Below are 14,247 nucleotides of genomic sequence, written 5' to 3'. Positions count from 1 at the left end.
CCGCCGGCCCTCATGACGGGCGACGAGCTCGTTCGTGACAAAATCCGTTACGAAACTGGTCCAGATTCTTAGTTGAGTGCCGCACTCAGTCCTACACCTCTTCCTTGACTCGACGCATCGCGCGGCGCTCGGTATATGCTGCACACCGATGTGTACACCATAAACAGGAGGGCGCATGGCGACGCAGGCCACAGGGGCGACCGAGGAGCCCACGGACAGCCCGATCGACTGGGTTGCCCGGCACATCAAGGAGTACGTCGAGACGGACGGGCGCAAGGGGCACCGGCGGTGGGGAGTGACGACGCTGCTGCTCACCACCCGGGGGCGGAGGTCGGGGCGGCCACGGAGGACGGCGCTGATCTACGGCAGGGACGGTGAGCGGCTGGTCGTCGTGGCGTCGAACGGCGGTGCGGACGCGCACCCCGCCTGGTATCTCAACCTGCTCGCCGACCCGGCCGCGGAGGTGCAGGCAGGGGCGGAGCGGTTCGCGGTCACGGCCGTGGAGGCGACCGGCGAGGAACGGGAACGCCTGTGGAGGATGATGGCGGGACTCTGGGGCGACTACGAGCGCTATCGGACGAAGACTCGCAGGACCATTCCGGTCGTGGTGCTGGAACGGGCCCATCCCGGTGCCGGCTAGCGCTCCGGCGACGCGTGCCGTACCGCCGCGCCCCGCGTCACAGCGGGGTACGGCGGGTCAGGACCAGTGCGGGGGCTTGTTGTCCAGGTAGAAGGCGTCCGGGTCGGTCTCGCGCCAGTCGCCCCAGCCGGCGTCCGTGTCGTCGGCCGTCTGCTCAGGGAGGAAATCGCTCACGGCATACATGCTACAGAGGAGGACAAACCTGTCCCGGTCGCCACTCAGGGCGCCGGACAGCGGGGATCTCCAGGGGTACGATGCGAAGGCAGGTTGTCGCCTAACCCCCGTGAGGCTGCCCATGGCCACTCCGTCAGGCTGGCGACGAGAAGGCAATCTGCCGGCCGAGCTCACCAGCTTCGTCGGCAGGACGCGCCTTCTCGCCAACCTCAAGCGTCACCTCGGCGAGTCACGCCTGGTGACCGTCACGGGGATCGGCGGCGTCGGCAAGTCGCGCACGGTGCTGAGGTTCGCGCACCAGGTCCGGGCCCAGTACGCCGACGGCGTCTGGTTCGCCGACCTGGCGAGGCTGCAGGACGCGGGCATGGTCAAGCACACCATCGCCTCCGCGCTCGGCATCGCCGACCAGTCCTCCCGTGCGGCGTCCGAGACGCTGTCGGAGTGGGTCGCCGACCGGCAGATGCTGCTCATCATCGACACGTGCGAGCACCTGGTGCAGGGCTGCGCCGAGCTGGTCGAGGAGCTGCTCAACAGCAACCCCAACCTCAAGGTGCTGGCCACCAGCCGGCAGTCGCTGCACCTGCCGTACGAGCACGTGGTGCCGGTGCCGCCGTTGCAGGTGCCCGGCGACGACCCGGCCGAGAGCCTGTTCACCAACGAGTCGGTCCAGCTGTTCGCGGCGCGGGCGGGCGCGGTGGTGCCCGACTTCGTGCTGGACGAGCACAACATCGGCACGGTGGCCGAGCTGTGCCGGCGACTCGACGGCATCCCGCTGGCCCTGGAGCTGGCGGCGGTGCGGCTGCGGGCGCTCTCGGTGGAGCAGATCCTCGGGCTGCTGACCGACCGGTTCAGCCTGCTGGCGGGCGCCAGCCGTACGGCGCTGCCGAGACATCAGACGCTGCGGGCGGCGATCGGCTGGAGCCACGAGCTGTGCGATCCCGCGGAGCGCCTGCTGTGGGCGCGGCTGTCGGTGTTCGCGGGCGACTTCGAGCTCGACGCGGCCCGGGCCGTCTGCTCCGACGAGCAGCTTCCGGCCGACCGGATCACCGACCTGGTGACCGGGCTCGTGGAGAAGTCCGTGCTGCTGATCACCAGCAACCACGCAGGCGTGCGCTACAAGCTGATCGACACGCTCGCCGAGTACGGCGAAGAGTGGCTGGACAAGCTCGGCCAGCGCGAGCGGATGCGCCACAAGCACCTCGAGTACTACCTGAGCCTCGCCCGGCGCAGCGAGGACGCCTGGTCGGGTCCGCGCCAGATCTACTGGTTCATCAGGATGCGGCAGGAGCACGACAACGTCCGCGTCGCCCTCGAACACGCGCTGCGCACGCCCAGCGAGACACCTCTGGCGCTCACGCTGCTGTCGTCGCTGTGGTTCATGTGGGTCTGCTGCGGTTTCGCCCGCGAGGGCCGGCTCTATCTGGAGCGCGCCCTGGCGGCCAACCCGGGCGCGAGCAAGGAACGCTGCAAGGCGCTGTGGGTGCTGTCGTACGTGCGCAGCGCCCAGGGCGACAGCGTCGGCGCGCTGGAGGCGGCCGAGCAGTGCAGCACCGAGGCGGTCCGGGTCGGCGACTCCAAGGCGGTGATCCTGGCCTCCAAGATGCAGGGCACGGCCGCGCTGCTCCAGGGCGACCTGCAGAAGGCCAGCGCGCTGCTCGGCGTGGCGATCGAGTTCAACACCGACAACAAGGAGCTCAACCCGGGCCTGCTGCCCGCGATCGTCGAGCTGTCGATGGTGCTGTCCTCGCAGGGCGAGCTCTACGAGGCCGAGTCGCTGCTCAAGGACTGTCTGCAGGTGTGCATGGAGCGCGGCGAGCTGTTCGTGAGCTCGTACGCGCACTGGGCGCTGTCCCTTCCACGGCTGGCGGGCGGACGGCCTGGAGAAGCGCTGAAGAACGCCCAGGAGAGCCTGCGCATCAAGCGGCACTTCCACGACACGCTGGGCATCCTGATCGCATTGGAGACCACAGCCAGGATCTACGTCGCGCTCGACGAGGTGGACCTCGCCACACGCCTGCTGGGCGCATTGCAGCAGAACTGGAGGACTGCCGGCCTGCCGCAGCTCGGGGCGCCGTTCCTGACGGTGGAGCACGAGAAGTGCGTCAAGGAGTGCGAGAGGGCGTTGGGCGTCGAGCGCTACCAGCGATTGTTCGAGGCCGGCATGCGGCTGGACCTCGAAGAGGCGTCCGCGATGGCGCTCGGCGAGGAGGAGCTCTAGGCGCGGATCCGGCGGTCAGTCGGCCTGCGTCCATTGCGTGTCGCTCGGCCACGCGTGGACATAACGGGCGCTGCCGAGCGAATACTCGATGTGCCCGCGCACCCAGTGCTCCAGCCCGTCCACGTACGCCAGCACCGAGTCTCCCGCCCAGGTCTCCACGGACCGGCGCAGCCGTACCATCTCGGCCACAGCGCGGTCGTGCATCTGGGCCACCTCGTCGAGGGCCTCCTGCAGCGAGTAACCGCGGTGGGTGACGAGGACGTTGACGAGGTTGTGCCGGGCCTTGTCGTGCTTGCGCTCCTTGGCATAGGAGAAGAGATCGTTGTCCCAGACAACGAGGTCGTTGGCGTGCTCGGTGAGCGCACGGATATCGGGGTGGTGCCATTCGTCCGGGGTGAGACGGTGACCGGCGGCGATGTCGATGAGGGCGTAGACCGGGTACATCGCTCCGGTGCGGCGGCGCATGAAGACGTAGTCCTCGGGGGTGGGCACCACATCGGACTCGCGATTGGCCGCCTCCCACACCTGGGCGAAGATGTACTCCTTGGTGGCCGTGGACCACCGGTCGAGCTGGTCGGGCCGGGCGTGGACGGCGATCCGGGCCTTGAGGTCCCGCAGCGACCGGGCGAACACGTTGGTCACCGGCTCGTCGGTCTCGATGTCGTGTAAGACCCTGAACATCTGCGGTAAGGCCCGTGCGATGAGCGCTGTGTGCCTGCTGAGGTCCTCCGACTCGCAGAATCCGTCGTCGAAGGCGAACAGCCAGATGCACCAGTCCATGAGCAGTTTCAGCATGTCCCGCTCGACCAGGGGGTAGGCGCGGGCGGTGAGCCAGCCGAACCTGGCGCTGCGATACCTTTCCAGCATGTCCGGCTCGTCGAGCATGCCGGATCGGAGCAGCCACGCGAAGCTGTCCTCGCTGGCCTCGGTGACGTGAGGGTTCACCCGGCTGGGGAACGGGCAGCGCAGCGGCGGGATGCGGAGGGGCGTGGCGTTGGACAGACGCGCAGAACTAGCCATCCCCCGATGATCGCGCTGATCCCCGGAGATGCCTATAGGGAGTCAAGCGAGTTTTTTCTGTCACGCCCGTCGCGCTGGTCGTCGAAGCGTGCTGGGCGAGCATGCGCACTGTCGTGGCGTGACCGCCATGTGCCGCCGGCACCAGCGAAGTGTCACCTTGCCGTCGGCTGGGCCGACCGCGTCCGCAGGCGCGCGACGTGCCGGTCGTGCCCTCCTGGCCAGGGCGGGTGTCCGTCCGGCGCGCTCCTCCGGCTCCGGATCCCCGTCCGCGTCTTTCGTTTCTGCCTCGATAGTGTGCCCTGAACGGAATCGTTCCGGCTCGCCGTGGGTTTCAGCAGTGAGTACCTAGGGAAAGGCTGTCCAACCGTGTTCGACCCGACGGATCTCTACGAGCTCGCCGACGATGTGCCCGAGCTGTCCGATCCGGTGCTGCTCTACCACTTCGACGGCTTCGTCGACGCAGGCGGGGCCGGACGCCTCGCGCTGGGTCACGTGCTGGCCGAGCTGGAGCACCGGGTCGTGGCGACGTTCGACGTCGACCGGCTGCTCGACTACCGTTCGCGCCGCCCCATCATGACCTTCGACACCGACAGGTGGGTCGCCTACGAGAGCCCACGGCTCGCCGTCCACGTCACGCAGGACACCACCGGCACCCCCTTCCTCGTGATGACCGGGCCGGAGCCCGACCGCGAGTGGGAGGCGTTCACCCGTGCCGTCGGCGCGCTCGTCGAGCGGCTCGGCGTGAGCAGGCTGGTCACCGTGCACGGCATCCCCATGGCCGTGCCGCACACCCGCCCGCTGGGCGTCACCCCGCACGCCAGCCGCCCCGAGCTGCTCCACGGCCAGAGCGGCTCGTTCGGCCGCGTCCAGGTGCCGGGCAGCGCCGCCGCCCTCATCGAGTACCGCCTGGGCGAGCAGGGCCGGGACGCGATGGGCTTCGCGGTGCACGTGCCGCACTACCTGGCGCAGGCCGAGTACCCGCACGCGGCCGTCGCCGCGCTGGAGGCGGTCACGCGCGGCACCGGGCTGGTCTTCCCCATGGACGCGCTGCGCGAGGCCGCGCTGCGCACCAACGCCGAGGTCGAGGAGCAGATCCAGGCCTCGGCCGAGCTGCTGACCGCGATCAACGGGCTGGAGCAGCAGTACGACGCCTTCGCGGGCGGCTCCGAGCGCGAGAACCTGATCGCCGAACCCGTCCAGATGCCGACGGGTGACGAGCTGGCCGCCCAGTTCGAGCGGTTCCTGGCCGAGCGGGACGAGGACTGACGGGGGCGACGGCGATGGGCGAGGCTGCGCACCCGGCCGGGGCGCCGGACGGCGCGATACGGGTCGGGCTGGTCGGGTACGGCGTCGCGGGGGCGTACTTCCACGCGCCGCTCGTCCACGCCACGCCCGGCCTGACCCTGTCGGCGGTGGTCACGCGCGACGCGGCGCGGGCCGAGGACGCCGCCGGTCGGTACGGCGCGGCGGTCGTGCCCGACGTGGCGGAGCTGTGGGACCGGTGCGACCTGGTCGTCGTCGCCTCGCCCAACCGCACCCACGTGCCCATCGCCACCGAGGCGCTCGAACACGGCCGGCCCGTTGTGATCGACAAGCCGATGGCCCGCACCGCCGGTGAGGCGCGTGACCTGGCGCGGCTGGCCGCCGGACGCGGTCTCATGCTGACCGTGTTCCAGAACCGGCGCTGGGACGGCGACTTCCTGACCGTGCGCGAGCTGGTGACCGGCGGCAGGCTGGGCGAGGTGTACCGGCTGGAGTCGCGTTTCGAGCGGTGGCGTCCGGTGCCGAAGGGCGGCTGGCGGGAGAGCGGCGGCCCCGACGAGGTGGGCGGCCTGCTCTACGACCTCGGCAGCCACCTCGTCGACCAGGCGATCCAGTTGCTGGGCCCGGTGCGGGAGGTCTACGCGGAGAGCGACGTGCGGCGCGCGGGCGTGCGGGCCGACGACGACACGTTCGTCGCCCTCACCCATGACGGCGGCGCCCGGTCGCATCTGTGGGTGAGCGCCGTGGCCGCGCGGCTGGGGCCCCGGTTCCGGGTGCTCGGCTCGGCGGCGGCGTACGAGAAGTACGGTCTCGACGTGCAGGAGGAACGGCTGCGCGGCGGGATGTCGCCCGGCGCGCCCGGCTTCGGCGAGGAGCCCGAGGAGCGGTGGGGCACGGTCGGCGCCGGCGAGGGGCACACCGCCGCTCCCACGCGGGCCGGGCGCTACCTCGACTTCTACCGGGGGGTCGTGGCGTGCCTGCGCGACGGCGGGCCGCCGCCGGTGAGCGCGGAGAGCGTGATCGACACGCTGACGGTCCTGGAGGCGGCCCGCCGGTCCGCGACCGAACGGGCCGTCGTCCCCGTCGGCTGACCCGGATCCCGCCCGGCACCACCATGGCCCGTGCGGGTCCCGCAGGCATGCCCGCCGGCCCGTGCGGGTCCCGCAGGCACGCCCCTCGGCCCGTGCGGGTCCCGCAGGCACGCCCGCCGGCCCGTGCGGGTCCCGCAGGCACGCCCGCCGGCCCGTGCGGGTCCCGCAGGCACGCCCCGCCGGCCCGTGCGGGCTCCGGGCCGTCAGGCGAGGAGGCGGGTACGGAGGGCGTCCGTGTCGGCGGTGGTCCAGCCGTGCTGCTTCAGCCAGCCCATCGGCCCGCCGAAGCGGTCGTCGAGCACCGACAGGAACTGCTCGATGTAGCGAGGCCTCGGCATGTGGTCGTCGGCCGGGCGCGAGTCGAGGTCGTCGCGGTACGTGGTGCTGGCGCGCAGCCGCCGCAGCACCAACTCCAGCCGCTCCCCCGTCGCCGTGTAGTCCTCGACGATCGCCTCGCGGGTGACTCCGGCCGTCTCCAGCGCGAGCGCCGTCAGCACCCCGGTACGGTCCTTGCCCGCCGCGCAGTGGACCACGGCCGCGCCGTCGTTCAGCGACATGGCCCGCAGCGCCGCCACCACGGCGTCCGGCATGTCACGCAGGTAGCCGTAGTAGATCCCGGTCATCCGCAGGTCCTCGTCCAGCCGGCGCGTCTGCCAGGGCAGCACCCGCTCGGCGTCGATGGTGTCGGCCTCGACGTCGGTGTACCGGCCGCCCTCGGCGAACAGTGTCAGATGGTGGTGGGTCACCTCGGGCACCAGGGTGAGCGGGCCGGGGCCTTCGAGGGTGACCTCGGCCGTCGACCGGAGGTCCACGACGTGCCGCAGTTTCAGCTCGCCGACGAGCCGCGACACGTCGCGCTCGGTGAGCCCCTGGAGGTTGTCGGCCCGCAGGATGCGGCCGTGACGGGTGACGCCGCCGTCATGCGTGGGTAGTCCGCCCAGGTCGCGGACGTTGACGGCACCTTCGAGCTCGATCCATCTCGTCATCGCGTTCATCAGATCTGACCCTATATGTCCGCCAAGTGTGAGCGAATTCCTCCGTCATAACGCAGCATGAACCTGTGACTCCTCCGCTCCCTGAAGGGGGCGGCTTCTCGCCAGGCCGCTTCCGCAGCGTCGCGAAGGGCAAGCCCTGCCCTGAGGATGTTGACCGCCGCGTTGACGCCGGCGTGCGCGGTGTGCCCGCACGCCGTGCATCGGAACGCGGCCTGGGCGACGCGGTCGTCCGCCGCGCACTGCCCGCATCGGGGGCAGGTGCACTGCGCGAGCACGGCGGCCTGTTTCGCGGTGGGGCGCAACGGGAACTTCAACGACCTACGCACGGCCGCCCGCCCTGGCGGGCCGTTCGTCCCACGTCTCGACGGCCGGATCGACCCCTGGTGCGTGTTCACCCGCCCGCCCAAGGATCGGGCGGCGGCATGTCGGGCAGCCTACGAGGTGGTACCCGAGGTCATACACCGCGCCCTTGGAGGTGCGCAGGGTCACGCGATCATCATCACAGCGTCACGCATCTCATACGCGACGAACGGAGATCTCCGATGCCCCGAACCTGCGGGTCCCCGCACACTCGGGCCTTGACGGCCCTCCCGCCCCCGACACCCCCGTCGCCTGAAGGCGACGATCCCCTCGGGAGATGGTGATGGATCCGCGCGCTCTGCCCCCACGGCTGGTGATCGATCCATCGCTGCCCGGGGAGATCTCGGCCCAGCTCCACGCCAATCCGCAGGTGCTCCGCATGGCCCGCACCGGCGCGCGCCCGGAACAGCCGTTGGATCCGGCGCTGATCCTCGTCGCATCGGTGATGCTCGTCCTGGTCCTCGTCACCGTCGGGCTGCCGGGCCTGATCGGCGGCGCGTTCGCGATGGGCGCCATCGGGCTCATGCGCTGGATGGCCGTCGGCTCCGCGACCCGCAAGACGCGCAGGAGCCTCCGGGTCGCCCAGGACCACGCCGCCCGCTACGTCCTGCCGGAGGACCTCGACTACCCCTGCCAGCGGCTGCTGCGCCGCGCCCAGGACGCGGTGAACACCGTGCTGCGGTCGCGGGTGCACCAGGCGGGGCTGATCGACACGATCGACAACCAGGTGACGTTGCCGGAGGAGGTCTGGCAGATCGCCCAGCGTCTGGCGCGGCTGTCGGCCATGCACGCCGAGCATCGCCGGCTGGTGCCGCGCGAGCTGCCGCCGGGCCTCGAGGACGCGGTCAAGCCGTACTCGACGGCGCTGGACGCCGCGTGGACGTCGCTGTCGAGGCGGGTACGCCACCTGGAGGAGTACGCCAAGCGGGTGATGCGGGCCGACAAGGTGTTCCACGCGCACCAGCGGCTGGAGGCTCTGGCGGCGCGGACGCCCGACTACCAGCGGCTGATCGCCGACACCGTGCGCGACGACATGGCGCGCGACCACATCAGGCGGCTGGGCGAGCAGGCGCAGCACGCGCGCAAGCTGTTCGAGGAGAGCATCCACGAGGCCCGGCGGACTGCGGGGGAGCTGCTGAGGTCGCCGCTGTCCCTCACCGACCCCCTTCCTGGGGCGCCCGCCGCCGCGCCGCGGGTTCCACGACAGGCTCCGGCGGCCGGCGACCTGACCGCGGCCGGCGCCGCCGGACGACCGGCCCCAAGCCCAGCCCCGACCCCGGCTCAGGCTCCGGCCGCCGACCCCGCCCCGGCCTCCAGCCCTGCTCCGTCCGCCGGCCCGGCCCCCACCTCGAACCGGGACTCGGCCCCGTCCTCGACCTCGAGCCCGGCTCCGGCCGCCGGCCCGGCCCCGAGTCGCGCCGAGCCGCCGTCCGCCGGGCGGTGGGCCGGTGATGCGGCGGCATCGGCGCACGCGGGGGCGGCGTCGCCCGCCGACGAGTCGGCCACGCCGACGATCCCGATCAGGATGCCGTCCGCCGACGGCCCGGCCGTCGCGCCCCCGTCCCCGCCCACGCAGGACCCGTTCAGAACGTCGCCGGCCACGCACAGGCGACCGTCGCGGCCGTGACGCCGTCACGGCCGTGTGGCCCACCTGTCACGGACGTCTCCTCGGCTGAGCCCGGCCGGATCCCCCCGCTCCGTCGTGACCGCCGCCCGGGTGTGAGACCCGGCCCGGTACGGCGTGCCGGTGGCCGGTGTGTCACGCCTCCGCTCTCCTGAGCAGTTCGAGGGTGCGGCGCATGCCGGCCTCGTTGCCGAGGCTGCGGTAGATGGCGCGGGCCTGCCTCAGCGGCTCCAGCGCGGCCGCCGCGCCGCCCGCGTCGAGGTGGGTCTCACCGAGGTAGCGCAGGCTCAGCGCCTGCCACCACTGGTCGTCCAGCTCCTCGAACGCCCGGACGGCCCGGCGCAGCTCCCGTTCGGACTCCGCGACGCGGCCCAGCCGGGCGAGCGCCCGCCCGGCGGACAGGGCGGTGCGGGCCACCCCCCAGGAGTCGCCCAGGGCGGCGAGGATCTCCTCGGCCCGCCGGACGAAGTCGAGCTCGCGCAGGCCGTTGGACGGGTCGCCGACCTCGCCCGCGGCGCGCAGGCAGCGCGCCTCCTCCCACAGCTCCCCGCGCTGGCGGAACATGGCGCCGGCCCGGTCGAGGCTGAGGTGCGCCTTGACGAAGCCGTCCTGCGCCGCCCGCTGGTCGCCGTCGCGCCGCAGGCCGCGCGCCTGGGCGGCGAGCACCTCGCCGTACGCGCGCAGCGTCTGCGCCTCGGAGTAGCGGTTGCCCGCGTGCTTGAACACCTCCAGCGCGGCCTCCAGCAGCTCCCTGGCCTCTTCGGCGCGCCGCTCGGCCAGGCGCAGCTCGGCCAGGTTGCGCTGGGTACGGGCCATCCACCACGGGTCGTCCTGGGCACGGAAGGCGGCGATCGCGCCGACCAGGTGGTCCTGGGCCCGGTCGAGGTGGCCGTCGGAGAACAGCGTCATGCCGACGGTCCGCCGGGCCCTGGCCGCCCACCACGACTCGCCCAGCTCGGTGAACAGCTCCAGCGCCCGCTCGGCGTCCGCGCGGCCCAGCTCGTGGGCGCCGAGCCCGCCCTGGACGGCGGCGCGGTCGAGCAGGGAGATGGCGTGGGCGCGCCGGTCGCCCATCCGCAGCGCGGCCTCGCAGCCCAGCTCGGCCACCGCCTGCCAGTCGGACCAGTACGCGCGCAGCGAGTGGCACAGCGAGCAGAACGCCCGCGCCAGCCCCCAGGTCAGCTCCCACAGCTCCTCCTGCCTGGCCAGGTGGACCATGGAGACGAGGGACAGCCGCTCGGCGTTGAGCCAGTCGCCGGCGTGCACCTGGCCCTCGGCGCTCGAACGGCGGCCGCCCTTGCTCCAGTCCTGCGGCCAGCGGTCCTGCGCCGCCTCCTCGGCGCGGCGGCGGTAGCCGGACAGCACCCGTTCGACGGCGGCCCGCCGGCGCTCCTCCCCGTCCTCGGCGGCCAGCTCGGCGGCGAACACCCTGACCAGGTCGTGCAGCCGGTAGCGCATGGCCCCGGTCTGGTCGGTGCCCGAGCACTCGGCGAGCTGGGCGTCGATGAGCGCTTCGAGCTGGTCGGCGCCGTCGAGGCCGGAGATGTCGAGCAGCTCGCCCGCGACCCAGCCGGGCACGTCGGGTGAGGTGAGCGAGGACAGCAGGCGCAGCAGGCGGCGCTGCATGCCGGTGCAGTCGTCGTAGCTGAGCTGGACGGAGGCGCGGACGCTCTTGTCGGTGGTGGGCGCGAGCTCGAGCTGGTCGAGGATGCGGCGCTCGTCGGCGAGCCGGGCGGCCATCTCGCGCAGCGTCCACTGCTCGCGGGTGGCGAGCCGGCCGCCGCAGATGCTGATCGCGAGCGGCAGGTGGTCGCACAGCTCGACGATCTTCTTGGCGGCGTGGAGGTCGTCGACGACGCGGGCGCTGCCGGCCAGCCGGGCCAGCAGCTCGACGCCCTGCGCCTCGCTGAGCACGCCGAGGCGGCTGTCGTGGGTGCCGTTCAGGAACAGCGGCTGGCGGGAGGTGACCAGGACGGCGCAGCCGGGTTCGGCGGGGATGAGCGGTTTGACCTGGTCGGCGCTGTGCGCGTTGTCCAGGCCGATGAGGATCCTGCGGTCCTTGGTCCAGGTGAGCCAGAGCTTGCGCAGCTCCTCCAGGCCGCCGGGGTCGGTGGTCAGGCGGACGCCGAGCGCCCGCAGGAAGCCGATCAGGACCTCTTCCGGCCGCACCGGGGCGCCCGCGCCGCCGCGCAGGTCGGCGTGCAGCCGGCCGTGCGGGAACGCGCCGGCGATCTCCTGGCCGAACCGGGCGATCAGCGCCGACTTGCCGACGCCGCCCCGGCCGTACACGGAGACGACGAGCGGCGGCGAGACGTCCTTGGCACGGCGGCGGGCGGTGAAGACCGCCCGCAGCTCGGCGAGCGCCTCGGTGCGGCCGGTAAAGTGTTCGGGGACGGGCGGCCATTGGTCGGGCGCGCGGGGGAACCGCGGCCTCGGCGCGGCGGGGCGCTGCCGGTGCCCGGTGCTCACCCAGGTGGTCAGGCCGACGAGGACCGCGGCGGCGGCCGTGACCCCGATCTTCGCCTCGGGCGGCAGCTCCCACTCCAGGGAGGCGGCCAGCGCGCTGGCGGTGGCGGCGGCGAGTCCCGCGGCCACCGGGGCGGCCAGGGACGCCCTGCGGCGTCTGGGCTCCTGCGGGTCAGGTAACCGATCGGACAATGATCACCCCCTACAGCCCGTATTCAAGCCGATGGGGTACGGCCCACGCCAGGCCGTACCCCAGTGTTCGGCTACAGGCCGACCACGCGACAGGTGGCCGTCGCCGTCCTGCCCGGGTCGCTCTCGGAGGTGACGGTCAGCTTGACCTCGGCGAGCCGGTCGCCGCCGGCCTCGCGCACCGCGTTGACCTTGACCGGGGCGTGCTTGCCGGCGGGGACGGCGGCCAGGGCGTTGGGCACCTGGACGGTCCAGCCCTTGCCCCGCACCTCGGCCTTGAGCCGGTAGACGTCGGAGCCGAGGTAGGCGGTGACGTCCTCGGGGTGGCCGGCCTGGACGTCGGCCGTACGTCCGGTGTTGAGCACCGGGAAGGTGCAGGTGGACACGCCCTTGGCGGCGGGGACGCCGGCCCCGGGCAGCACCTTGACGCCGCGGCGGTGCGGGCCGGCCCCGTCGAGGGAGCGGATCGCCACCGTGTAGGAGAGCACGCCCGCCCGGTCGCGCCTGATGTCGGTGACGTAGAAGTGCAGGCGGTTGGCCTCGTCCACGTACTCGTACTCGCTGCCGGAGTCCGTGCCCGCGTGGAAGAGGGCGTCGGACAGCTGGCGGTAGTCGCCCATCGTGATCGGCACCTGGGTGCCGTCGGGCAGCACGTAGTCGGTCATCCCGATGTCCTGCGGGTTGGCGTCGACCACCCAGATGAACGGGGCGCGGTCCTGGTTCTTGGTCTTGGCCAGCAGGACGCCCGAGTCGGGGGTGAAGGAGTCGGTGCCCATCCGGTCGACGACCTCGACGGTGTAGTTGTCGTAGCCGCCGCCGTCGCACAGCGGGTCGGTGCGCGCGTCGCAGGCGGGGCTGCGGTCGCCGGTGCCGAAGGCGATGTTCACCCCGGACAGGCCGGCCGGCCCGGGCTGCACGGCGCGGGCGGTGACCCTGGCGGTGACCACGCCGGACTCGTCCAGCGCGTCGCGGGACAGGTTGAGCACGTTGGCCTGGTCGACCATCTCCAGCTTGATCTTGTTGCGGAGCATGTGCTGGGCCCCCATCGAGGAGCCGGAGGTGGGCGGGATCAGCCAGCGACTGTGCGGGCCGCCGGGGCCGTTGAACGTGCCGCGGCTGAGCATCTCCCAGATGCCGGAGTACGCCCGGCGCAGCGGCGTGCCGTACGGGTTGTTGTAGTTGTCGGCGACGCCCATGATGTGGCTCAGCTCGTGGGCGTAGACCGACATGCCGGAGCTCTCGGCCTGGACGGAGTCGACGCCGAAGCGGGCGTTGGGCCAGAAGGTGGAGCCGGCCTGCCAGGAGGTCCAGTCGACGTAGCGGGTCCTGGACCAGTTGGGCAGGGCAGGGTCGGGCGGGCCGAAGTCGTCGGTGACGGCCTCCTTGTTCGGGAACTTCATCATCCCGAACTCCTGCCAGGTGGACGACTCGTCCTGGCCGGCGCTCAGGTAGAAGACGAAGTCGAACTGCTTGGCCGTCTCCTCGCCCACCGCGGCGACCCAGGCGGCGTTGCCGTCGGCGCGCAGGTTGCGGTTGCAGGTGTCACCCGCCGGGCAGGCGTCCGCCTGGTACTCCATGGCGTACTCGTGGTCCTTGCCCGGCATCGTGTACGGGCCGAACCCGGTCAGCTCCACGCCGATGCGGCCCCCGGAGTCCTCCATCCAGTACTCGTGGATGGTGTGCCCCTTGTTGAGGTCGTTCGGGGTGTTGAGGAAGTCCTGGTAGAACTTCGCCACCTGCTCGCGGGGGACGTCGTGGGCCTCGGCGCTCGGGTTCTTGAAGATCGTCGAGCCCTTGGGCTGGGTCACCACGAACGGCTGGTTGGGGTAGTCGAGCAGCACGAGCGCGCCCTTGAAGGTGCGCTGGGAGCCCTTGACGGCGGGGTCGTTCCACGTCGTGCCGGGGATCTTCTTGTAGTCCGCCCACGTCATGTGGTCGGGGTTCTCCCAGTTCTGCGGGTCGATCGGCTCGATGCCGCCGGTGGGGCGGCCGCGCAGCGCGCTCGCGTCGGGCGCGTCCCGCTGCCACGGCTGGGTCCGCGGCCAGTGGTCCTGGCGCCAGGGATGCTCGGGGTCGCTGGGGGGTGCGGCGGAAGCGGGGGTCGCCACCAGGCTCACCGGGATCAGCACTAAGGCCGCCAGGAGGCCCTTCAGCAGCTTCTTCGGGGCAGTCACGGATCGGACGCTATAGCCGACCGTTGACAGAGA

The 14,247-nt window shown here is 72.2% G+C and carries 10 protein-coding genes; 5 read left to right on the top strand and 5 right to left on the bottom strand.

Going from position 1 to position 14,247, the window contains the following annotated elements; genetic code table 11:
* The first annotated feature begins 175 nt into the window (after positions 1–175).
* Together CXR44_RS25130 and CXR44_RS25120 are read left to right on the top strand one after the other, a co-directional pair.
* Positions 176–640 (top strand): nitroreductase family deazaflavin-dependent oxidoreductase, encoded by a 465-nt coding sequence (locus tag CXR44_RS25130; protein ID WP_101788578.1) that lies wholly within the window; start codon positions 176–178, stop codon positions 638–640.
* Between the two features lie 295 nt (positions 641–935).
* Positions 936–3,032, top strand: a complete 2,097-nt coding sequence (locus tag CXR44_RS25120; RefSeq protein WP_101788576.1) for an ATP-binding protein — start codon at positions 936–938, stop codon at positions 3,030–3,032.
* A gap of 15 nt (positions 3,033–3,047) precedes the next feature.
* Here CXR44_RS25120 and CXR44_RS25115 read toward each other — a convergent pair whose 3' ends face one another.
* On the bottom strand, positions 3,048–4,052 hold the full coding sequence (locus tag CXR44_RS25115) for a terpene synthase family protein (RefSeq protein WP_144070076.1): 1,005 nt from the start codon (positions 4,050–4,052) through the stop codon (positions 3,048–3,050).
* 366 nt (positions 4,053–4,418) lie between these two features.
* Here CXR44_RS25115 and CXR44_RS25110 point away from each other — a divergent pair, with 366 nt between their 5' ends.
* On the top strand, positions 4,419–5,318 hold the full coding sequence (locus CXR44_RS25110) for a proteasome assembly chaperone family protein (protein ID WP_101788574.1): 900 nt from the start codon (positions 4,419–4,421) through the stop codon (positions 5,316–5,318).
* Positions 5,319–5,332: 14 nt separating this feature from the next.
* Positions 5,333–6,406, top strand: coding sequence for a Gfo/Idh/MocA family oxidoreductase (locus CXR44_RS25105; protein WP_101788573.1), 1,074 nt, complete (start codon positions 5,333–5,335; stop codon positions 6,404–6,406).
* 203 nt (positions 6,407–6,609) lie between these two features.
* Here the strand turns inward: CXR44_RS25105 and CXR44_RS25100 are convergent, their stop codons facing one another.
* The gene (locus tag CXR44_RS25100; RefSeq protein ID WP_342748597.1) at positions 6,610–7,392 is read right to left on the bottom strand and encodes a tyrosine-protein phosphatase; all 783 of its coding nucleotides are present in this window, start codon (positions 7,390–7,392) and stop codon (positions 6,610–6,612) included.
* A 20-nt stretch (positions 7,393–7,412) separates the two neighbouring features.
* On the bottom strand, positions 7,413–7,676 hold the full coding sequence (locus tag CXR44_RS41135) for a zinc ribbon domain-containing protein (RefSeq protein ID WP_342748598.1): 264 nt from the start codon (positions 7,674–7,676) through the stop codon (positions 7,413–7,415).
* Positions 7,677–8,044: 368 nt separating this feature from the next.
* Between CXR44_RS41135 and CXR44_RS25085 the strand changes: the two genes are divergently transcribed.
* Entirely contained in the window at positions 8,045–9,388 is a 1,344-nt protein-coding gene (locus CXR44_RS25085; RefSeq protein ID WP_101788571.1) for a hypothetical protein, read from the top strand.
* 132 nt (positions 9,389–9,520) lie between these two features.
* On the opposite strand, the gene CXR44_RS25080 is transcribed toward CXR44_RS25085, so the two are convergent.
* On the bottom strand, positions 9,521–12,043 hold the full coding sequence (locus CXR44_RS25080) for an ATP-binding protein (protein WP_101788570.1): 2,523 nt from the start codon (positions 12,041–12,043) through the stop codon (positions 9,521–9,523).
* A 71-nt stretch (positions 12,044–12,114) separates the two neighbouring features.
* On the bottom strand, positions 12,115–14,214 hold the full coding sequence (locus CXR44_RS25075; protein ID WP_245899385.1) for a M6 family metalloprotease domain-containing protein: 2,100 nt from the start codon (positions 14,212–14,214) through the stop codon (positions 12,115–12,117).
* Positions 14,215–14,247 lie beyond the last annotated feature (33 nt).

Origin of the sequence: Nonomuraea indica, from assembly GCF_002850745.1 — a bacterium.
Classification (GTDB): Bacteria; Actinomycetota; Actinomycetes; order Streptosporangiales; family Streptosporangiaceae; genus Nonomuraea; species Nonomuraea indica.
The sequence above is the reverse complement of the archived record's forward strand: the minus strand, read 5'-3'. Positions and strand labels throughout refer to the sequence as shown.

Coding starts and splice junctions, on each gene's coding strand:
- CXR44_RS25105 (WP_101788573.1), top strand. CDS start 5,333: ATGGGCGAGGCTGCGCACCCGGCCGGGGCGCCGGACGGCGCGATACGG.
- CXR44_RS25120 (WP_101788576.1), top strand. CDS start 936: ATGGCCACTCCGTCAGGCTGGCGACGAGAAGGCAATCTGCCGGCCGAG.
- CXR44_RS25115 (WP_144070076.1), bottom strand. CDS start 4,052: ATGGCTAGTTCTGCGCGTCTGTCCAACGCCACGCCCCTCCGCATCCCG.
- CXR44_RS25130 (WP_101788578.1), top strand. CDS start 176: ATGGCGACGCAGGCCACAGGGGCGACCGAGGAGCCCACGGACAGCCCG.
- CXR44_RS25085 (WP_101788571.1), top strand. CDS start 8,045: ATGGATCCGCGCGCTCTGCCCCCACGGCTGGTGATCGATCCATCGCTG.
- CXR44_RS25100 (WP_342748597.1), bottom strand. CDS start 7,392: ATGACGAGATGGATCGAGCTCGAAGGTGCCGTCAACGTCCGCGACCTG.